23 protein-coding genes are annotated in these 17,702 nt (G+C 70.4%); 11 read left to right on the top strand and 12 right to left on the bottom strand.

Annotation, left to right across the window (positions count from 1 at the left end):
* Nucleotides 1-10 precede the first annotated feature (10 nt).
* Both MCBMB27_RS10495 and MCBMB27_RS10490 read left to right on the top strand, forming a co-directional pair.
* Nucleotides 11-772: a DUF599 domain-containing protein gene (locus MCBMB27_RS10495; RefSeq protein WP_075380370.1), complete on the top strand. Its 762-nt coding sequence runs from the start codon at nucleotides 11-13 to the stop codon at nucleotides 770-772.
* Nucleotides 769-1,065: a DUF3253 domain-containing protein gene (locus tag MCBMB27_RS10490; protein WP_043356993.1), complete on the top strand. Its 297-nt coding sequence runs from the start codon at nucleotides 769-771 to the stop codon at nucleotides 1,063-1,065. The genes MCBMB27_RS10495 and MCBMB27_RS10490 overlap by 4 nt, the downstream gene beginning before the upstream one ends.
* Here MCBMB27_RS10490 and MCBMB27_RS10485 read toward each other — a convergent pair.
* The 5 genes from MCBMB27_RS10485 to epmA all read right to left on the bottom strand — a co-directional run bounded on the left by MCBMB27_RS10485 (nucleotide 1,014) and on the right by epmA (nucleotide 5,299).
* On the bottom strand, nucleotides 1,014-1,829 hold the full coding sequence (locus MCBMB27_RS10485; RefSeq protein WP_043356991.1) for a YdcF family protein: 816 nt from the start codon (nucleotides 1,827-1,829) through the stop codon (nucleotides 1,014-1,016). The two genes, MCBMB27_RS10490 and MCBMB27_RS10485, sit on opposite strands and share 52 nt — an antisense overlap.
* Nucleotides 1,830-1,834: 5 nt before the next feature.
* Nucleotides 1,835-2,485 (bottom strand): RraA family protein, encoded by a 651-nt coding sequence (locus MCBMB27_RS10480; protein ID WP_075380369.1) that lies wholly within the window; start codon nucleotides 2,483-2,485, stop codon nucleotides 1,835-1,837.
* A gap of 90 nt (nucleotides 2,486-2,575) precedes the next feature.
* Nucleotides 2,576-3,187, bottom strand: a complete 612-nt coding sequence (locus MCBMB27_RS10475) for a glutathione S-transferase family protein (RefSeq protein ID WP_043356988.1) — start codon at nucleotides 3,185-3,187, stop codon at nucleotides 2,576-2,578.
* A gap of 16 nt (nucleotides 3,188-3,203) precedes the next feature.
* Entirely contained in the window at nucleotides 3,204-4,247 is a 1,044-nt protein-coding gene (locus MCBMB27_RS10470; RefSeq protein WP_075380368.1) for a lysine-2,3-aminomutase-like protein, read from the bottom strand.
* Nucleotides 4,244-5,299, bottom strand: a complete 1,056-nt coding sequence (gene epmA, locus MCBMB27_RS10465; RefSeq protein ID WP_075380367.1) for an EF-P lysine aminoacylase EpmA — start codon at nucleotides 5,297-5,299, stop codon at nucleotides 4,244-4,246. Before epmA ends, MCBMB27_RS10470 begins: the two co-directional genes overlap by 4 nt.
* Nucleotides 5,300-5,497: 198 nt before the next feature.
* Here epmA and efp point away from each other — a divergent pair, with 198 nt between their 5' ends.
* A complete protein-coding gene (gene efp, locus MCBMB27_RS10460) occupies nucleotides 5,498-6,121 on the top strand; it encodes an elongation factor P (RefSeq protein WP_197739341.1) in 624 nt (207 codons plus the stop codon).
* 45 nt (nucleotides 6,122-6,166) lie between these two features.
* Here efp and MCBMB27_RS10455 read toward each other — a convergent pair whose 3' ends face one another.
* Nucleotides 6,167-7,174 (bottom strand): heparan-alpha-glucosaminide N-acetyltransferase, encoded by a 1,008-nt coding sequence (locus tag MCBMB27_RS10455; protein WP_075380366.1) that lies wholly within the window; start codon nucleotides 7,172-7,174, stop codon nucleotides 6,167-6,169.
* Between the two features lie 353 nt (nucleotides 7,175-7,527).
* On the opposite strand from MCBMB27_RS10455, the gene MCBMB27_RS10450 reads away from it, so the two are divergent.
* The 8 genes from MCBMB27_RS10450 (at nucleotide 7,528) to MCBMB27_RS10415 (ending at nucleotide 12,742) form a co-directional block, all read left to right on the top strand.
* Nucleotides 7,528-8,133: a cold-shock protein gene (locus MCBMB27_RS10450; protein WP_043757891.1), complete on the top strand. Its 606-nt coding sequence runs from the start codon at nucleotides 7,528-7,530 to the stop codon at nucleotides 8,131-8,133.
* A 147-nt stretch (nucleotides 8,134-8,280) separates the two neighbouring features.
* Nucleotides 8,281-8,775 carry a DUF192 domain-containing protein gene (locus MCBMB27_RS29105; protein WP_075380365.1) on the top strand — a complete coding sequence of 165 codons (495 nt, stop codon included), beginning with the start codon at nucleotides 8,281-8,283 and terminating at the stop codon, nucleotides 8,773-8,775.
* A gap of 118 nt (nucleotides 8,776-8,893) precedes the next feature.
* Nucleotides 8,894-9,298: a hypothetical protein gene (locus MCBMB27_RS10440; RefSeq protein WP_075380364.1), complete on the top strand. Its 405-nt coding sequence runs from the start codon at nucleotides 8,894-8,896 to the stop codon at nucleotides 9,296-9,298.
* An 81-nt stretch (nucleotides 9,299-9,379) separates the two neighbouring features.
* On the top strand, nucleotides 9,380-10,252 hold the full coding sequence (locus tag MCBMB27_RS10435; protein ID WP_075380363.1) for a dienelactone hydrolase family protein: 873 nt from the start codon (nucleotides 9,380-9,382) through the stop codon (nucleotides 10,250-10,252).
* A gap of 189 nt (nucleotides 10,253-10,441) precedes the next feature.
* Nucleotides 10,442-10,897, top strand: coding sequence for a response regulator (locus tag MCBMB27_RS10430; RefSeq protein WP_043347066.1), 456 nt, complete (start codon nucleotides 10,442-10,444; stop codon nucleotides 10,895-10,897).
* Nucleotides 10,898-10,974: 77 nt separating this feature from the next.
* On the top strand, nucleotides 10,975-11,175 hold the full coding sequence (locus MCBMB27_RS10425; protein WP_043347064.1) for a hypothetical protein: 201 nt from the start codon (nucleotides 10,975-10,977) through the stop codon (nucleotides 11,173-11,175).
* A 116-nt stretch (nucleotides 11,176-11,291) separates the two neighbouring features.
* Entirely contained in the window at nucleotides 11,292-12,467 is a 1,176-nt protein-coding gene (locus tag MCBMB27_RS10420; protein ID WP_075380362.1) for an alpha/beta hydrolase, read from the top strand.
* A gap of 74 nt (nucleotides 12,468-12,541) precedes the next feature.
* On the top strand, nucleotides 12,542-12,742 hold the full coding sequence (locus MCBMB27_RS10415; RefSeq protein ID WP_043347054.1) for a hypothetical protein: 201 nt from the start codon (nucleotides 12,542-12,544) through the stop codon (nucleotides 12,740-12,742).
* Nucleotides 12,743-12,745: 3 nt separating this feature from the next.
* Here the strand turns inward: MCBMB27_RS10415 and MCBMB27_RS10410 are convergent, their stop codons facing one another.
* Genes MCBMB27_RS10410 through MCBMB27_RS10385 form a run of 6 tightly spaced genes read right to left on the bottom strand, consistent with a single transcriptional unit; the run spans nucleotide 12,746 to nucleotide 17,681 of the window.
* Nucleotides 12,746-13,702, bottom strand: coding sequence for a YncE family protein (locus MCBMB27_RS10410; RefSeq protein ID WP_075380361.1), 957 nt, complete (start codon nucleotides 13,700-13,702; stop codon nucleotides 12,746-12,748).
* Nucleotides 13,699-14,232, bottom strand: coding sequence for an SRPBCC family protein (locus MCBMB27_RS10405; protein WP_043347045.1), 534 nt, complete (start codon nucleotides 14,230-14,232; stop codon nucleotides 13,699-13,701). Before MCBMB27_RS10405 ends, MCBMB27_RS10410 begins: the two co-directional genes overlap by 4 nt.
* Nucleotides 14,233-14,253: 21 nt before the next feature.
* Nucleotides 14,254-14,844 carry a DUF447 domain-containing protein gene (locus MCBMB27_RS10400; protein ID WP_043347043.1) on the bottom strand — a complete coding sequence of 197 codons (591 nt, stop codon included), beginning with the start codon at nucleotides 14,842-14,844 and terminating at the stop codon, nucleotides 14,254-14,256.
* Between the two features lie 4 nt (nucleotides 14,845-14,848).
* A complete protein-coding gene (locus MCBMB27_RS10395; RefSeq protein ID WP_075380360.1) occupies nucleotides 14,849-16,411 on the bottom strand; it encodes a DUF6513 domain-containing protein in 1,563 nt (520 codons plus the stop codon).
* Nucleotides 16,408-16,983, bottom strand: coding sequence for an amino acid kinase family protein (locus MCBMB27_RS10390; RefSeq protein WP_043355760.1), 576 nt, complete (start codon nucleotides 16,981-16,983; stop codon nucleotides 16,408-16,410). The genes MCBMB27_RS10395 and MCBMB27_RS10390 overlap by 4 nt, the downstream gene beginning before the upstream one ends.
* A complete protein-coding gene (locus tag MCBMB27_RS10385; RefSeq protein ID WP_075380359.1) occupies nucleotides 16,980-17,681 on the bottom strand; it encodes a (5-formylfuran-3-yl)methyl phosphate synthase in 702 nt (233 codons plus the stop codon). The genes MCBMB27_RS10390 and MCBMB27_RS10385 overlap by 4 nt, the downstream gene beginning before the upstream one ends.
* Nucleotides 17,682-17,702: the final 21 nt, after the last annotated feature.

Raw genomic sequence — 17,702 nt, 5'->3', positions numbered from 1 at the left:
TCCGGAGACCATGAACGACTTCTCCGCCGGCAGCGCCGCCTTCTCGCACCTCGACCTTGGGGCGCTCCTCTACTTCATCGTCGCCTGGGTCGCCTACGGCCTCTCCGTGGGCCGGCTGCGCGGACGGATGGTCTCCCTCAGCCAGATCATGAACGGCCACCGGGCCAACTGGGCGCGCCAGGTCATCGGCCGCGACAACCGGGTGGTCGATACGCAGATCAACGCCTCCCTGCAGAACGGCACGGCCTTCTTCGCCTCGACGTCACTGATCGCCCTGGGCTCCGTCCTCACCCTGTCGCGGTCCGGGGACGATGTCCTGAACCTGTTCGCGACGCTGCCCTTCGGGACGGTGGCCAACCGCCTGACCTGGGAGTTGAAGGTCGCCGGCCTCGCACTGATCTTCGTCTACGCCTTCTTCAAGTTCGCCTGGGCCTACAGGCTGTTCAACTACACGGCCATCCTGCTCGGCGCCGTGCCGCCGAAGGGATCCGGCGCGAGCGACACCGAGATGCTGCGGGCCGTGCGGCGGCTCGCGGCCATGAACGTCAGCGCCGGGCGTCACTTCGCCCGCGGACAGCGGGCGTTCTTCTTCGCGCTCGCCTATCTGGGCTGGTTCATCAGCCCCTACATCCTGTTCGTCTCGACGACCGCCGTGGTGATCATCATGTGGCGCCGCCAATTCGCCTCGGAGATCCGCAAGGCGCTTCTGGAAGCCGGGGAGGGACCGCACGAGGGGCCGCTCCTGTCGCCCGCCGAGGAGGCACGCACATGACCGACGCACGACCCGACGACGACGCCATCGAGACGACGATGCTGCGCCTCGTGACCGAGCGCGGCGCCGACAAGACCGTCTGCCCCTCGGAAGTCGCCCGCGCCCTCGGCGGTCCGCATCCGGATGGCTGGGGGCCACTGATGCAGCCCGTGCGACGGATCGCGGTGCGGCTCGCCCATGCCGGGCGCATCGCGATCCTGCGAAAGGGAAAGGCCGTCGATCCGGACGATTTCCGGGGCGTCTACCGGCTGTCGTTGCCGGGCTCGGGCGCGGGAAGCCAGTCGGGCGTGTAGCCGGACCAGCGGTAGACGGCGAGGCCGATCCACTCCTTGATCGCGAGGTCGAACTGGAGGAGCCCGTCCGAGGCGAAGCCGTGGACACGGGTCACGTCACCCCAGCCGCGGGTCCGGTAATCCACCGGGAAGGCGTCCACCGTGAAGCCCGCTTGGCGGAAGCAGCCGATCGCCCGCGGCATGTGCCAGGCCGAGGTGACGAGCAGCCAGCGCTCGCCGGGCTTCGGCTGCACCAGAGCGGCCGAGAAGGCGGCGTTCTCCTGCGTGTTGCGTGAGCGGTTCTCCAGGATGAGGCGCGTCCGCGGCACGCCGATCACATCCGCCTGCCGACTGACGATGTCGGCCTCCGCGATGCCGCCGGCGATGAAGCCGCTGCCGCCGGAGAAGACCAGCCGCGCCCCGGGAAAGCGGCGGGCGAGGTCGGCGAGGTAGATCGGTCGCTCGCCGGCATCGTTGACGACGATCTGATCCCGCGCTTCCGAGAGGCCGGCCTCGATCCCGCCTCCCAGCACGATGATCCCCGCCGGCGCCGGACCGTCGGCCGGATAGGGCGGGAACCGCTGCTCGAGGGGCAGCAGGACCATTTCCGACACCGGCGACAGGCCGCCTGCGGCGAGCAGCAGCGCGCCGAAGAGCGCGCATCCGAACCCGGTTCTGCGCCACCGCGTCATCGCCGTCAGGCCGAGGCCGACCAGGATGGCGAAGATGCAGAAATTGGAGGGCGTGATCAGGAAGAAGATCAGCTTCGAGGCGGGGAAAAACACGGATCTCAAGCCGGCTTCGTCTCGGATTCGAACCGGGCCAGGGCGGCGGCATCCGGCGGAAGCAGGCTCGCGAGCGTGGCACCCCGCTCCACCTCGCGCTGAATCCAGAGGTCGAGACGCTGCTGCTCCACGGCTTCGAGGGCGACGCGCTCGGCGATCGCGGCCGGCACGGCGACGATTCCGGTGGATTCGCACACGAGAATGTCGCCCGGATGGATCGCCGCCCCTCCGCAGGCCACCCGCTCCTGCGTGCCGACCAGGGCGAGAGTGCCCCCGGCGGCTGCCGGACGGCTCCAGGCCGGTATGCCGATCTCGTCCGGCAGGGCCGCGTCGGTCACGAGGCCGACGGCGCCCCGCTGGGCGAGCCGCGCGGCCAATATCGCCCCGAACGGCAGGGCGACGCCGGACGCGGCGGCATCGATCACCACGACCGCGCCGTCCGGCACGGCGTCGATGGCGGCGGCGAGGTCGCCGGCGGCATCGTCACGGGCTGGAATCATCCGCATTGTGTAGGCGGGGCCGACGACGGCGCCGCTCCCGCGCGCCGAGAGGCCGTGCGGGGTGAAGGCCTTCACGCCGGCCCGCGTCAAGGCGCGGGCGAGGCTCGCCGGGGTGACGGCGGAGAGCGCATCGCGCAGGGTCGGATCGATGGCCATCGGGGGCTCCGTGAAAGGCCGGCCCCGGTCCGGGCGGCGCGGTCGGGAAAGGTGGATCGCGCCGGCGCGCCGGCAAGTCCGAGGGGGCCGTCAGGCGATGGGCTCGCCCAGGGCGCGGGCGGCGCCGGGCCGGGCGGCCACCCGCTCGTACCAGCGGTGCAGCGCCGGGCGCTCGATCCGCTCGGCCGGCAGGTTCAGCCAGCGATGCGCCGCGCAGCCGAGGGCGATGTCGGCGATGCTGAAGCCCTCGCCGACCATGTAGGTCCGCTCCGCGAGATGGTGGTCGAGGATCGCGGCCATGGCCTCGCTCTTCTCCAGCGAGGCGGCGATCAGGGCACGGTCGGGCGCGGCCGCCCGGTAGAGTTGCCAGAACGCGTCGCGCATGGCGGGCGTGAAGCTCGTGGCCTGCCAATCGACCCATTGCTCCACGTGGGCGCGCGCCCGCGGATCCGCCGGCAAGGCCAGGGCCGGACTGGTCGCCGCGAGGTAGCGCAGGATCGCGTTGGATTCCCAGAGGACAAAGCCGTCCTCCTCCAGCGTCGGGACGAGACCGTTCGGGTTCAAGGTGCGGTAGCCGGGATCGTTGACGACCCCGTGGGCGCCGCCGGCCGCGACCCGCTCGTAGGGCAGGCCGGCCTCGTCGAGCCCCCAAACGGCCTTCTGCACGTTAACCGAGGTGAGGCGGCCCCAAAGCCTGCGCATGGTCGAAGAGTCTCCGTCACACCTTGGGCGGGTAGGCATGATCCTGCCCGTTCGGATCGGTCACGCGGACCCCGTCCCCGGTCTCGCGAAGGTAGCCGGGGCCGATCGGCACCTTGCCGTGCCCGCCGGGAATGTCGAGCACATAGGTCGGCTGGGCGAGGCCCGAGAGGCGGCCGCGCAGGGCGCGCATCAGGTCCTGCCCCTCGGGTACACCCGTGCGGAGATGGCCCGTTCCGGGGGCCAGATCGCCATGATGGAGGTAGTAGGGCTTGATCCGGTTCTCGACGAGAACTCGCATCAGCGCCTCGAGGGTCGCGGCCTCGTCGTTGACGCCGCGCAGGAGCACCGACTGGCTCACCAGGGGGATGCCCGCATCGACCAACCGGGCGCAGGCGGCGCTGGCGGCGGCGGTGAATTCCCGCGGATGGTTGGCGTGGATGGCGACGAAGACCGCCCGCCCGAAGCGCTGGAGCGCCTGGACGAGCGCATCGGAGACGAGATCGGGTTTCACCACGGGCACGCGGGTATGGACCCGCATCACCCGGACATGCGGGATGGCGGCGAGGCGCTCCGCGATGACGCGGAGGCGGCGCGGCGAGAGCGCGAACGGGTCGCCGCCGGTGAGCACCACCTCCCAGATCCGCGGATCCTGCGCGATGTAGGCGAGGGCGGTGTCGAGCTCGGCGTCGGTGAGCGTCCCGAGCCCATCGGGTCCGACCATCTCCCGGCGGAAGCAGAAGCGGCAATAGACCGGGCAGACATGGAGCGGCTTCAGCAGCACGCGGTCGGGATAGCGATGCACGATCCCGGTCACGGGGGCGTGGGCGGCGTCGCCGATCGGGTCGGCGCGCTCCTCCGGCGTCGCCACGGCCTCCTCGGCCCGGGGGACGAACTGGCGGCCGATCGGATCGTCGGGATCCTGCGGGTCGATCAGTTCGGCCATGTCGGGCGTCACCGAGACGGCGTAGCGCGCGAGGACGGCGCCGAGGGCCTCGGCCTCCGCCCCGGAGATCAGGCCGGCGGAGAGAAGGTCGTCCGCGCTGCGCAGGGCCCGGTTCATGGCCGCGTCTCCGCCACGGGTGTCCAGATCACGTCCTCGATCCGGGTTGCCCCGCAGGCCAGCATCGCCAAGCGATCGAAGCCCAGGGCGATCCCGGACGCCTCCGGCATGACGGCGAGCGCCGCGAGGAAGTCGTCGTCGATCGGGTAGCGCTCGCCGTAGACGCGCTGCTTCTCGGCCATCTCCGCCTCGAACCGGCGGCGCTGCTCCTCCGGGTCGGTCAGCTCGCCGAAGGCGTTGGCGAGTTCGACGCCGCAGGCGTAGAGCTCGAAGCGCTCGGCCACGCGCGGATCGTGCGGCGCCGGACGGGCGAGGGCGGCCTCGCTGATGGGGTATTCGCACAGGATGGTCGGGCGGCCGAGGCCGAGATGCGGCTCGATCCGCGCGACGAGGACGCGGGAGAACAGGTCGGCCCAGGTGTCGTCCGGGACGACCCGGAGCCCGGCCCCGGCGACGGCGGCGGCCAGGGCATCCCGATCGGTCGCACCGCTCGGCGTGACGCTGGCCAGGAGGTCGATCCCGGCGAAGCGGTCGAAGGCCTCCGCCAGGGTCAGGCGCTCCGGTTCCGCGAAGGGATCCGTCTCCCGGCCGCGGAAGACGAGACGGCGGGCGCCCGAGGTCTCGGCCGCGCAGGCGAGCAGCGCGGCGCAATCCGCCATCAGCGCCGTGTACGAGGCGCCGGCCCGATACCATTCGAGCATGGTGAACTCGGGATGGTGCAGGGGCCCGCGCTCGCGGTTGCGGAACACGCGGGCGACGCTGAACAGCCGCGTCTCGCCCGCGGCCAGAAGCTTCTTGCAGGCAAACTCCGGTGAGGTGTGAAGGTAGAGGGGCGTGCGGGCACCGCTGGCGCCGATCGCCTCCGTGGCGAAGGCCGACAGATGCGCTTCGTTGCCGGGCGAGACCTGGAGGCAGGCGGCCTCGGCCTCGATGAAGTCGCGGTCGGAGAACCATGCGCGGAACGCCGCGAGGATGCGGTTGCGCAGGAGCAGCGCCGGGCGCCGGTCGGCGTGGCGGCCGGCTGACCACCAGGGGGAGGCCGCGCCCGTCACGACCGGCCTCCGCGTCCGCTACGGAGCGAGTCCGGCCGGCTCCGACCGTACGGCGTCGCGTTCTGGAGCACTCTCAATCCTCGGCCCTGACTGGCTCCGGACCGCGGAGACGCGCCGCGGCCGAGGCTGTGTGCCATCGACGGTTCACGCCCGCCCGCTGGCAACCGCGGCGCAGATGCGATAGTGGCGGGGTCCGAGATGCAGCGCCCGCGCTTGGCGCGTGCCGGCCCCCATGTCAATGCAGGACGCAATTCCGTGAAGGTGATCGCCTCAACGCTCCGTAAGGGCAATGTCGTCGAGAAGGATGGCAAGCTCTACGTGATCCTGTTCGCCGAGAACATCCACCCCGGCAAGGGCACGCCGGTGACCCAGCTCGACATGCGCCGGATCACGGACGGCGTGAAGGTGTCCGAGCGCTACCGGACGACCGAGCAGGTCGAGCGCGCCTTCGTGGAGGATCGCGAGCACACCTTCCTGTACAGCGATGGAGAGGGGTTCCACTTCATGAACCCCGAGAATTATGAGCAGATCGCCGTGCCGGAGGACGTGGTGGGCGATGCCGCCCCGTATCTCCAGGAGGGCATGGCGGTGATGCTCTCGGTCCATAACGGCGTCCCGCTGACGATCGAGCTGCCGCAGCGCGTGACCCTGGAAGTCGCCGAGACCGAGCCGGTCCTCAAGGGTCAGACCGCCTCCTCGTCCTACAAGCCCGCGACCCTGTCGAACGGCGTGCGCACGACCGTGCCGCCCCATATCGCGGCCGGCACCCGCGTCGTCGTCATGACGGCCGACGGTTCCTACGTCGAGCGCGCCAAGGACTGATCCGGTCCTCGCCGGTCGCCGGGCCCGGGCGGTCCGGCGCCGGGCTCAATGCGCGGCCCGCGCGGCCGCGTCCAGGGTGGCGTAGCAGGCCTGCGAGAGCCCCTGCGCGCGCAGGCGCTCCGTCCCGCTGAAGGGGCGTCCATCCTCCCGGAACAGATCCTCGCGGAGCAGCGCCTCCGACGTGCAGCGCGCGGCGATGCGGCAGAGCGCCGGCTCGCCGCCCGTGCGGGTGCAGATCGTCACGTAATCGGCGCGGAACGCTTGCAGCCCGGCACGTGGATTGGCGCCGATCACCGTGACGACACCGGTCAGCAGGGCCAGCAGGACGGGCTGGTGGATGAGGTAGATCGCGAGGCTGTGGCGGCCCGCGAAGGTGGCGGCGCGCGCCAGGCGCGTGCGTGGAGCCCAGGCCCCGAGGCGCGAACGGGCAAGCTTCGGCAGCGCCAGACGACCCAGGACGATCCCGGCCAGAACCAGCCCGAACCAGGGGAAGAGCGGCACGTAATCGTTCGTCCGTGGCACGACCGAGCCCAGGCCGAGAAAGGACAGGGCCGCGGCGTCGAAGATGGGCGCGTGCACGACATGCGGTGCGGCGAGGAAAGCGGCGGCCGCAACGGCCGTGACGGGCACCGGCAGGAACAGGAACGGCAGCCCGAGCAGGCTCGAGACGGCGATGCAGTGGAGCACGCCGAAGAACACGAAGGCGTCCGGGAACATGACCCAGGTGCCGAGGGTCACGAGCAGCGCCGCCCCGCCGATCCGCGCGAACCGCAGCAGGGTCGGCCGGACCCGGACGCCCCGGCCGTTCATCAGCACGAGCCCGACGCCGACCAGAAGCAGGAAGCTTCCGGCGATCGCCTCGGCGGCGTGCCGGCCCAACGGGGTCAGCGCGTAATTCTCCGCCGTCAGCCGCAGATGGCCGAGATCCCAGACCGTGTGGTAGCTCGCCATCGCCGCCAGGGCTGCGGCCCGGGCGGCGTCGATGACCGGCCATCGGCGCTGCGCAGCCGGTGATGCGGAGACGGGGCGGTCGAGGGTGACGTCAACGGACATGATGGTGCTCCCAAACCATGTCGGCGCCGCCCTTTCCACCGGAACCGGCTCGGGGCGCCTCGGCCCATCGTGACGCTGGCGCGAAGGCTCTCGGAAACGTGAAGGCGGTGGGCACACGAATGCGCGGCGGCGGTCCGCAGCGGGGGATCGGAAAAACCCTTCGGCGGCCCCGGCCCTTAAACCCCGTTTTCCCCGGGAGCTGCGACCGATCGACTGTTGCGGCCCCGCCTCCGTGCGCCAAGATTGCAACTTCGCGGGGCTCATCAGACGGCCAAATGGGCTTCCCGGCCATCAGGACTTCGTTAATCTTGCCGGGAGAGCGCGCGGCGTGATTCGGTGTAGGTTGCTCGGCCATGTCTGACGAACGCGGATCCGGGCCGGAGAACCCCGAACGGTTGCCGGTCGCCCGAACCGGCGAACAGGGTCAGTACGAGGACGAGGCTCTCGATCTCGTCGAGGTGGCGGGGCGCATCAAGTGGTTCGACGTCTCGAAGGGCTTCGGCTTCATCGTGCCCGACGACGGCGCGCCGGACATCCTGCTGCACGTGACCTGTCTGCGTCGCGACGGCTATCAGGCCGCGAGCGAGGGCGCACGCATCGTCGTGGAAGCCGTCGAGCGCCCACGGGGCTGGCAGGCGTTCCGGGTGATCTCCCTCGATCAGGCCACGGCGGTGCATCCGTCCGAGATGCCAATGCCGCGCACCCACGTTACCGTGACGCCGACCAGCGGATTGGAAACGGCCGTCGTGAAGTGGTTCAACCGCCTGCGCGGGTTCGGCTTCCTCACGCGGGGCGACGGAACGCCTGACATCTTCGTGCACATGGAGACGTTGCGGCGCTACGGGATCGCCGAGCTGAAGCCCGGGGAGTCCGTCCTAGTCCGCTATGGCGACGGCTCGAAGGGCGTCATGGCGGCCGAGGTCCGGCTGATCGACGGGGCGATGCCCGCCTCGCATTAGTTTGCGCCCTCCCGGCGGCGCGAAGCCTGCGCCATAGGCTTGGCGAATCGGCGGAGTCCGGCGCCGGATTCCCCTGTCGCACATCCTAGTCTAACACCGGCGACGGGCGCGCGGGCCCGCGCGCCATTCCTCGAGAGGCTTGAGCCTGTGAGATCCATATTCCGCGCCGCCTCGGCGGCCGCACTAGCCTGTCTCGCCGTGAGCGCGGTCGGCCCGGCCCCGGCGGCCCGGGCACAGGCTGCGGCGCGCGCCGCTGCGGTCAAGTCGGAGCCGCTGACGATCATCACGAAATCCGGGCCCAAGCGCTTCGACGTCGAGGTGATGCGCGACGACGCCGCCCGCGCCCGGGGCCTGATGTTCCGTCGGCACATGGCGGGGGACCACGGCATGCTGTTCGATTTCGAGCAGGACCAGCCCGTCACCATGTGGATGAAGAACACCTATCTGCCCCTCGACATGGTCTTCATCCGCGCCGACGGGACGATCAGCCGGATCGCGGCCGATACCGAGCCGCTCTCCACCGCGATCATCGCTTCGGGCGGCCCCGTCCTCGCGGTTCTGGAACTGAATGCGGGAACCGCGGCGAAGCTCGGGATCGCGCCGGGCGACCGGATCGAGCATGCCATGTTCAAGGCCCGCTGACGTCCATCCCGGCCCGCGAACGCACCGGGAACAAGTGCCTTGACCGCCGCCGAATTCCGCGCCAGTGTTCCGGCAATGTTCCGGTGCGCCGGAAGGCAGGTTCAGGGCGGAGGACCCGATGGGCAACGCAGCCGCGGCCGAACTGTTCGGCAATGACGACTGGTCGGTCCAGACGGACGGGATCGAGCACCGGGAGACCGGCTATTTCATCGCGCGCGGCGCCCTGGCCATGCGCCGGGCCGAGGGCTTGTGGGACTGGCCGCTGCAGATGGCCGAGAAGCGCTGGTGCCGGCCGAGCCTGTTCCGGGAAGCCTTCCTGGCGGCCCTCGACCGCTTCGGTATTGCGCGCGACGCCGAGCTGATCCGGTCCTTCGCGCTGGGCTACGGCATCCGCGCGGTGGTCGCACCGGCCGCCGACACCTTCGTCAGCCTGGGTGAGATGCTGACGCCACGCGAGACGCCCGAACCGGTCCGGGTGACCGTGCGCCGGCCGGCGCGGGCCCTGGTTGCTGCAGGGGCGTGACGGTCCGGCGGCGGGCGGAAGATTTGACCCGGGCCGCCGCACGCGGATAGCCCTCATCCTTGAAGCAAGGGAGAGAGCATCATGGCGGATCACGACCGGGCTGGACTCGACGGGCTGATCACGCCGCCCTTGTCCCGGCGAGGCTTCGTGATGACGAGCCTGATGAGTGGCTTGACCCTCGCGACCACCCGCGTGGAAGCTCAGGTGATCCACACGGACCCGACCGGCATCGAGGCCGGCGAGGTCAAGATCCCGGCCGCAGACGGGCCGATGCCGGCCTATCGGGCGGTTCCGGAGGGCACCGGCCCCTTCCCGATCGTTCTGGTGATAGAGGAGATCTTCGGCGTCCACGATTATATCAAGGACATCTGCCGCCGGCTCGCGAAGGCCGGCTACTGCGCGGTGGCGCCCGAACTCTACGCCCGCCTGGGCGATCTCTCGACCATGTCGGATCCCAAGCAGATCATCCGGGACGTCATCGCGAAGACGCCGGACGCGCAGTGGATCGGCGACCTCGATGCGGCGGCCGCCTGGGCGGCTTCGGCGGCGAAGGGTGATCCGAACCGGCTCGGCGTCATGGGCTGGTGCCGGGGTGGACGCGACGTGTGGCTGTACGCGGCGCATCGTCGCGACCTGAAGGCGGCGGTCGCTTGGTACGGGCCTGTCGGCGGCGAACGCACCGACATTCAGCCGCGCACCGCCGGCGACGTGGCCGCCGAGATCCACGCTCCGCTGCTCGGCCTGTATGGGGGAGCCGATACCGGTATCCCGGTAAAGGCCGTGGAAGAGGCGCGCGATCGTGCTCTGGCGGCGGGCAAGAGCGTCGAGATCGTGGTTTATCCGGATGCGCCGCACGGCTTCCACGCGGATTACCGTCCGAGCTACCGGCGTGAGGCTGCCGAGGATGGCTGGACACGCGCTCTGGCTTTCCTGAAGTCACACGGTGTCGGCTGAAAAGACGTCATCGACGGTCGAGCGAACGCGTTCTGCGTTGGCTGTGTTGCCCAAGACACGGCCTCACTTTCTCAATTGTGCAAGGATCAAAGGAGGATCTGTGCCCGCGCGGGTGTGGCCCTTCGCGGCGTTCGGGCGTTGAACCGATCGAAGCGACCGCCGTTCAGCCCCTGTAGAGTGTCCTGGCCCATGAGCGAATCGGTACAGCCTGGCCAGAAGCCCGTGATCCTCGTCGTGGAAGACCAGCCCGACGAGCGCTTCCTCGCGGCCACGCTGCTGGAGGATACGGGCTTCACGGTCATCGAAGCCGAGACCGCCGATCGCGCCCTGGCCATTCTCAATGATCGCGCGGACGAGGTCAGCGTGGTCTTCTCGGACGTCCGGACCCCCGGGCCGATCGGCGGTTTCGAACTGGCGCGGATCATCGGCGTGACCTGGCCGCGCGTGCGGGTCCTCCTCACCTCCGGCGATGCCGGCGACCAGCCGAGCGACCTGCGCGTCTCGGCGACGTTCATCCCGAAGCCCTGGCGCGCCGAAGACATCCTCGCCTGGGTGGAACAGGCCGCGGGCCGGCCGTCCACCGAGCCCGGACCGTCCGTTATCGGACCGGGCGGCAAAATAATCCCCACCGGCCTGGAAACCTGAGGCGGCCACACAGTTGTACGCCACTCCGGAGCAGCAGCCCCCGGACGTGCGCAGTACACTTGACCCGCGGCACCGCCATGAAGATCGTTGCAATCAACCACGCCGATTCCCTGCGCCGGCCCGGCGCCCGGGATACGGTCGAGTCCGTCCTTCTCGATACGGTTCGCGAGGGGCTGCTCAGCGTCTACGGCGCAGCGGAGCACGACATTCCGGCGGAGATGGCAGCGATCGTGCGGCGGCTCGACCGTCCGGATATGACGCGGTGCATGCTGTCCTGAGGCTCAACCGTCGAAGCTTGGCGGAAGACTGAGGCGATGAGTCGCCAAGGCGAGAGAATCTGCTATTCAGCGCATTCTGACCTGCCGACGCCAAGCGTCTCTCAGTCGAGTCCCTGATGCGTCTCACAGTTCTTCGCGGATCGCTGACTGCCGCCGCGATCATGACCTTGGCCGGCCTCGTATCCGTCCAAGCGGCGACGCCGCCCGCCCAGCCTGCCGATGGGGCGGGGGGGGCGGGTGACCGCAAGGCCACGATCACCAAGCGGCTGCTCGGGCGCGGCACGGCCTCCACCTATGCGTTCTACGCAGCGGGCGCTGCGCCGGAGGCGGGACGGCCCGTCGCCATCGTCCTGCACGGCTGGGGGACGGTCAATCCGCAGAGCTATGGCGGCTGGATCGACCATCTCGCCCGCCAGGGCTGGCTCGTCCTGTTCCCCCGGTTTCAGGAGGTCAACCGGACGCGACCGGCCGATGCCCCGGCCATCGCGGAAGGCTTGGTCAAGGCCGCGCTCGCGGAACTTGCGACGGAGAGCGAGGCCAAGCCCGATCTTGGCCGTGTCGCGATGATCGGCCACCTCGCCGGCGCGCCGCTCGCCATGGATCTCGCAGCGGCCGCGAAGGCGCAGGGCCTGCCGGTTCCGAAGCTGATCTTTGCGGCGACGCCCGGCGGTATCGCCAGCGGGCCGAAATCCAGAGGCATCGCGCTGACCGACCTGGCGGCGATCGACCCATCCACGCTCCTCGTGGCCATGGTCGGCGACAAGGACACGCGGGCTGCCGATCTGGCGGCGAAGCGTCTCCTGCGCGAGGCCAGCGGCGTGCCGCTGGACCGCAAGTTGTTCGTGCGGGTCCTTTCGGACGATCATGGCTTCCCGGCCCTTACGGCGACGCTGGCCGCCCCTGCGGGCGTCGACAGCGCCTATGACGGGGGCAACATCAAGCCCGCGCCGGAGCCCAAGGATGCGCCGAAGGAGTCGACCAAGCCGCCGCCGTTCCGCTGGTCCGCCGACATGGCCTTGACCGGCGAGCAGCAGACGCTGGTCTCGCAGATCAATCTCGCCCGGGTCGATGCCCTGGACTATCTCGGTTTCTGGAAGACCTTCGACCTCGCCGCCGCCGCGGCCTTCGCCGGGTCGGATGCGACGGCGCTGAAGAACAATCCGCGCTTGGCCGACATGGAGCGCTGGAGCGACGGCTGGCCGGTGAAGCGGCTCGCCGTCGAGACGCCCCGGCCCACGCCGGCCGCGCAGGCGGGGACGCCGGCATCCGCGCCCGCAGGCCGCAAGCGCTGAGATCGGCGGTTCCGGCAGCTTGGCCCTGGCGCGGGGCTTGCTAATCTCCTCCCGTTCGACACGGGAGCGCGATCATGCCCGAGTTCGTCGCCAGCCTGCTGGCCGCTGCAGCCTTCTGCCTGACATTGCTCGCGCTGAATGCGCTGACGCGGCTGCTGATCCAGGCGCATTTCGCGCCCTCGGATCTCGGCGAGACCGGCCTCCTGCAAATCGGCGGCGCGCTGGTGATGGCCCGGGCGGCCTACCGCCGGGCGCCGCACCGCCGCACGGGCTGAGCCTCAGCGCAGGAAGGCACCGAACGAGCGCGGGCCGTTGCCGGTGGGGATGGTCGCCAGCACCTTGAGCGTCTTGGAATCGAGGACGCTCAGGGTGTTGTCGCCCCAATTGGCCACGTAGAGGCGGCCGTCCGAATCCGCGGCGATCCCTTCCGGATGATCGCCGACATCGACGTCGGCGATCGGCTTCAGCGTGGCGAGGTCGAACGCCGTGACGCTGCCGGCATATTGGTCGGTGACGAAGCCGCGCCCGCCGGCGAGGGCGATCACGTAAGGCCGGCGGCCGGTCGGCACGCGGCCGATCTCGCGCCCGGTCTTCAGGTCCAGAACCGAGACGTCGTCCCCGGTGACATTGGCCGTGTAGGCGCGCCCGGCCGCGGCATCGAGGGTGATGCCGAACGGATGCTGCCCCACGGGAATGACGGAGCTCTCCCGCCGGGTCGCCGTATCCACGACCGAGACCGTGTCGGCCTCGCGGTTGGCGACATAGAGCGTCCCGCCATCGGGGCTGACGGCGATCCCCGAGGGCGAGGCGCCGACCGCGATCTCACCGTCCGGGACCAGCGCACCGTCGCGCTCGGTCAGCACGAACAGACGGTGCCCGTACCAGTCGGCCACGTAGACGGTGCCGCCCCGCGGGTCGGCCGCGACGCCGAGCGGCCCGCCGGGCAGCGGCACCTCGGCGAGGACGCGGCCGGCATCGAGATCGAGGATCGCGAGACCGTGCCCCTCCGGACGCGTGACGTAGGCGCGCCGGCGATCGGGCGACAGGGCGATCCCGGCCGGGGCCCCGTCGACGGGGATGCGGCGCACCACCGTCCGGGTGGCCAGATCGACGATCTCGACCGCGCCGCCGAGCTGCGCGGTGACGATGGCCTCCCGGGCCGGTTCGGCTCGGGAGGCGGTTGCGATGAGAACGAGGCCGGCGGCGAGGGCCGCGCGGCCCCGAGACAGGCTCACGAGCCCTTCTCGACCTTTGCCTTCAGGTTGGCGAGGCTCGCCTTGATCCAGTCGCCGACGCCCTTCTCGGAAGCCTCGTCGTTCAGATCCGGCGGCGGATCGTTGTTCATGTAGCCGCGATAGAAGGCCGCCTTCCACTCGACCTTCGACTTGTCGTTGCCCTCGGGCTCGACCGTGATCGTCGCCGAGTAGTCGTTCGCCGGAAGATCCTTCACGTCGACCTTGTCGATGTAATAGGAGAACAGCTTGTCATCGGGCTTGTACTTGTTGCTGGTCTCCTGGATCTGATCGCCGTTCTTCAGGGTCAGGACACGCTTGAACTTGCCGGCCGGATCGCCGTTGAGCTCCGTCTTGGTGACGTTCTGCATCCAGTCGGAATTCTTCATATCGCCGAGCACGGCCCAGACCTTGTCGGCGGGGGCGTTGATCTCGATCGACTCGGTGATCTTGCGCCGGGTTGGGCCGTGGGCCTGCGCGGTAGCCGCCACTAGGGCGGCCGTGGCCGCCAGGGCCAGGGTGATTTTCTTCATCTTGTCCTTCTCCTCCCGCCCTCAGCGGTCGTCGCGATCGAGAACGCGCGCCTCGGGGCCGAGCGCCGCCGCGACCTTGTCCTCGATCCAACCCCAGGCCTCGCGCTCGCGCGGCCCAGCGGTCTTGCCGATGGCGATGGCGAGGTAGGCCATCTCCGTCAACACCTTATCGGGCTCCAGCATGTGGAGCCGGGTCGAAAGAATGGCGCCTTCGAGGACGGCGGCCTGCGCGCGGTTATAGCCGATGAACGGCGCGTGCGCGGCGCTGTGGACCACGCGGCCGCGGAAGCGCGGCCGCGTCTCGTGGGCCTCGACGGCGGCGACGGCGAACTCCGCGTGGCCGAAACTGTCGGCGAGGCGGCGGCCCTCGATTGCCGTGCAGGGCAGCGTCGGCCATTCGCGTCGGCCGGTCACCGCGCCGGCGATCACCCGGATGTCGCGGGGGCTCGAGGCTGCGAAGCAGGGGTTGGCCTCCAGATTGGCGATGGTCGGCGACGGCCGGAACGGCGCGAGGACGTAGCCGTCATCCTCGCCGATCAGTCCGAACGGAACGAGGTGCAGTTCGCCCGCCGGGGACAGGGTCGTGACGATGGTCTCGAGGATCAGCGGCATGGCCTCACGCCTTGTCGGCGGGGACGAGGCGCCCGCAGACCAGCTTCGTCGGCGGGTCCTGCGGACGCTCGGGCGCGGCCTCGGCCCGCACCTGGGCTTCGGGAATGGTCTCGGGCGGCGTTGCGCCGGCCTCGGGCCCGGCCAGCCGGGCATCGCGTGTCCCAGGTGGCGGCGCATCGGGTCCCGAATGCCGGGTATGGCCGGCCTTCTTGAAGGCGGTGGCATCCTCGATGTCGGCGTCGGCGGCGCAGCCCCAGTCGAGCGCCTCGTCCTGGACGTAGCGCTTGCCAAGCCGCCACGCCGTCTCCGCCTTGGCCAGTTCGGCGCCGAGATAGAAGGCGTGGGCGCCGTCGCTGGCCACATCGAGTTCGGGGAAGAAGGCCATCGCGTCGGTCCCGACCCTGTGGATGTCGCGATTGTAGAGGTGGATCCCGTCTGCGGCGGTCACGATCCGGTAATTCGGGTCGCGCACCTCCGCGGCGGCCTGGGCGATCTCGTCGGCCGTCTGCACGAACGGGCGCTTGTCGTGGAGGGCAAGCAGCGCCCGACCGTATCCCTTGGGCAGCGCGGAATCGGCCTTGGCCGCGTACATGATCCGTCGGGCGGCGTCGTGCTCCTCGACGGTGCGGCGGGTGTGGTTGGAGACCTGCACGATCAGCACATTGCCGATCGACAGTTCCGAGCACATGCCGACGAGCAGCGCGGTGACGCCAAGGGAATCGGCCTCGGTCAGCTCGGTGAGATTGCCGGTGCCCATCATCATGTCGATCTCGGGCCAGCGGGCGCGGGTGTCGCGGTAGCGCGCGATCGAATCGACGAAGCCGTGATGGATCGGCTCCAGGATCGGATCGGCGAGGAAGGGGCGTCCCGCCTTCAGCATGCGCTCGATCGCGCGATCCAGGGAGGGCAGGTCGTCCGGCCGCAGGGGCACGAGGATCGGCACCGCGTCGGTCTCGAAGGCGAGATCGAGAGTCTCCTCGTTCAGGCTCAGCAGGAAGTCGGCGCCGGCCCCGGCGCCCCGGACCAGTTCCTCGCGGGAGAAGGAATCGACGCTGACCTTCAGGCCTGCGCCCTTGAGGGCCTGGACGGACTCCTCGAGATGCGGAAACGGAGTGTCGGGCAAGCCGCCGAGATCGATGACGTCCGAGCCGCGCTGGGCGAGATCGAGGCCCTTGGCGACGATCTGCGCGACACTCATCTTCGACGCATCCACGATCTCCGAGAAGATCCGGAGGTCGTGCCGGGACAGATCGACCTTGCGCGCGGTCAGGCCGAGCCAGGCCGGCAGGTCGACCACCTCGTCGGGTCCCCGCTCCACGGGCACACCGAAATGGGCGGCGAGATGCTCCGGGTTGGCCCGGCACCGGCCCGGAAGGATGATCCGGGTGGCGCCCTCGGGGAGGACGATCCGTCGGCGGATGATCTCCTCGGTCATCAGCGCCGCGACCTTCACGCCGGCATCCGCGATGCTCCAGTGCAGATTCTCCGGCAGCCCCGCCGCGACCTTCTCGAGCCGCGCCCGGGCCAGACGGCCGGTGACGAAGACGATGTGCTCGGGGGTGCTCACGCGGCGGTCCTCGTCTCGACCGCAACGCGGCACTGCGGGCCCCAGATCTCGATCGCCCCCTCGAACTTGGCTGCGAAGCCCGGGAAGGCGCCATCCACGATCCCCTCCTGCGCCAGCGCGACGGGATCCCGGCCCTGCGGTACATCGATGGATTTCACCAGGACGCAGCGCTCGGCCCGGATCCGCGTCGCGAGCCAGAGGGCGAGGCTGTCCGAGGTCACGTCCCAGGTTTCCGGAATGTCCGGATGGCCGCCGCGCAGGCCGCGCGGATTCCAAACCCGAATCCGGGCGGGCGCGGTCTCCGCCCAGGGCTCCAGGCTCTGCGCCAGACGCGGCTCGATCCCGCGGAAGATTCCGGCCGCGTCGCTCATGGCATCGAGGGCCCGGCGATGGGCCTCGGCATCGCCGAACCGCTCCCGTGCCTGCGCGGCCCGGACGGCGTCGGCGAAGGCGCCGCCGCCCGGGACCACGATGCAGCGCCCGTGCGCCCCGTCGCCGATCGCCGTCAGCAAGGCGCGGCGGCGATGCGGATCCGCTTCGAGGCTGCCGCCGATCTTGATGACGGTGGTCACGCCGCGTCCTGCCGGCTCGGCCGGAGGGCGCGCAGCGCCTCGGCCACGCGCAGGGGATCGATGCCGTTGCGGCGGTCGAAGTCCCGGCACAGGCCGCCGCGGAAGCCGAGATAATCCGGCCGGTATGCGCACAGAACCGGGATGTCGATCACTCGAAGCGACCCGGCGAGGCCACTCATCAGGCCGTGCCCCCGGCAGGCGGCGGTGAAGGCCGAGAGATCCGCGGGAGCGGCGAGATCGGGCAGGCGGGCGCCGGTCTTCCCTGCGGTATCGACCATGGCGCCCGCGAAGCCGGCGGCTGCGAGTGCGGGCACATGCGGGGCCGTCGTGCCGTCCTCGGCGAAGAGCACGGCGATGAGCCGCCGCGGTGCCGCCGCGACAAGGTCAACAAGGGCCGACGGATCCCGGAGCAGGGCTGGCGTGAGGCCCACCTTCACCCAGTCGACGCCGGTCCGCGCCAGGGCGGCCACGGATCGGACCGCGGGATCGGCCACCGCACTCGTCGCGGCGCCGCCGGACACGCGGGCGACGATCTCCCGCACGATCCCGTCGTCCAGGGCGCCGAGCGCCCCGCGCTCCGGATCCTTGGCATCGATCAGGTCGGCACCCGCAAGGCGAGCGGCCTCGGCCTCAGCCGGATCGCGGACGCTGACGAGGAGCCGGGGCAGAGGATCTTGCTGGGTTGAAGACGTGGGCACGAAACACTCGGACTTGAACGG

The organism is Methylobacterium phyllosphaerae (genome assembly GCF_001936175.1).
Taxonomy (GTDB): domain Bacteria; phylum Pseudomonadota; class Alphaproteobacteria; order Rhizobiales; family Beijerinckiaceae; genus Methylobacterium; species Methylobacterium fujisawaense.
This window is presented reverse-complemented; position numbering and strand designations above follow the sequence as displayed.

What these genes read in the sequence shown, in the direction of transcription:
- MCBMB27_RS10495 (WP_075380370.1), top strand. Translation starts at nt 11, where the DNA reads ATGAACGACTTCTCCGCCGGCAGCGCCGCCTTCTCGCACCTCGACCTT.
- MCBMB27_RS10490 (WP_043356993.1), top strand. Translation starts at nt 769, where the DNA reads ATGACCGACGCACGACCCGACGACGACGCCATCGAGACGACGATGCTG.
- MCBMB27_RS10480 (WP_075380369.1), bottom strand. Translation starts at nt 2,485, where the DNA reads ATGGCCATCGATCCGACCCTGCGCGATGCGCTCTCCGCCGTCACCCCG.
- MCBMB27_RS10475 (WP_043356988.1), bottom strand. Translation starts at nt 3,187, where the DNA reads ATGCGCAGGCTTTGGGGCCGCCTCACCTCGGTTAACGTGCAGAAGGCC.
- MCBMB27_RS10470 (WP_075380368.1), bottom strand. Translation starts at nt 4,247, where the DNA reads ATGAACCGGGCCCTGCGCAGCGCGGACGACCTTCTCTCCGCCGGCCTG.
- efp (WP_197739341.1), top strand. Translation starts at nt 5,498, where the DNA reads ATGCAGCGCCCGCGCTTGGCGCGTGCCGGCCCCCATGTCAATGCAGGA.
- MCBMB27_RS10455 (WP_075380366.1), bottom strand. Translation starts at nt 7,174, where the DNA reads ATGTCCGTTGACGTCACCCTCGACCGCCCCGTCTCCGCATCACCGGCT.
- MCBMB27_RS10450 (WP_043757891.1), top strand. Translation starts at nt 7,528, where the DNA reads ATGTCTGACGAACGCGGATCCGGGCCGGAGAACCCCGAACGGTTGCCG.
- MCBMB27_RS10440 (WP_075380364.1), top strand. Translation starts at nt 8,894, where the DNA reads ATGGGCAACGCAGCCGCGGCCGAACTGTTCGGCAATGACGACTGGTCG.
- MCBMB27_RS10435 (WP_075380363.1), top strand. Translation starts at nt 9,380, where the DNA reads ATGGCGGATCACGACCGGGCTGGACTCGACGGGCTGATCACGCCGCCC.
- MCBMB27_RS10430 (WP_043347066.1), top strand. Translation starts at nt 10,442, where the DNA reads ATGAGCGAATCGGTACAGCCTGGCCAGAAGCCCGTGATCCTCGTCGTG.
- MCBMB27_RS10425 (WP_043347064.1), top strand. Translation starts at nt 10,975, where the DNA reads ATGAAGATCGTTGCAATCAACCACGCCGATTCCCTGCGCCGGCCCGGC.
- MCBMB27_RS10420 (WP_075380362.1), top strand. Translation starts at nt 11,292, where the DNA reads ATGCGTCTCACAGTTCTTCGCGGATCGCTGACTGCCGCCGCGATCATG.
- MCBMB27_RS10415 (WP_043347054.1), top strand. Translation starts at nt 12,542, where the DNA reads ATGCCCGAGTTCGTCGCCAGCCTGCTGGCCGCTGCAGCCTTCTGCCTG.
- MCBMB27_RS10405 (WP_043347045.1), bottom strand. Translation starts at nt 14,232, where the DNA reads ATGAAGAAAATCACCCTGGCCCTGGCGGCCACGGCCGCCCTAGTGGCG.
- MCBMB27_RS10400 (WP_043347043.1), bottom strand. Translation starts at nt 14,844, where the DNA reads ATGCCGCTGATCCTCGAGACCATCGTCACGACCCTGTCCCCGGCGGGC.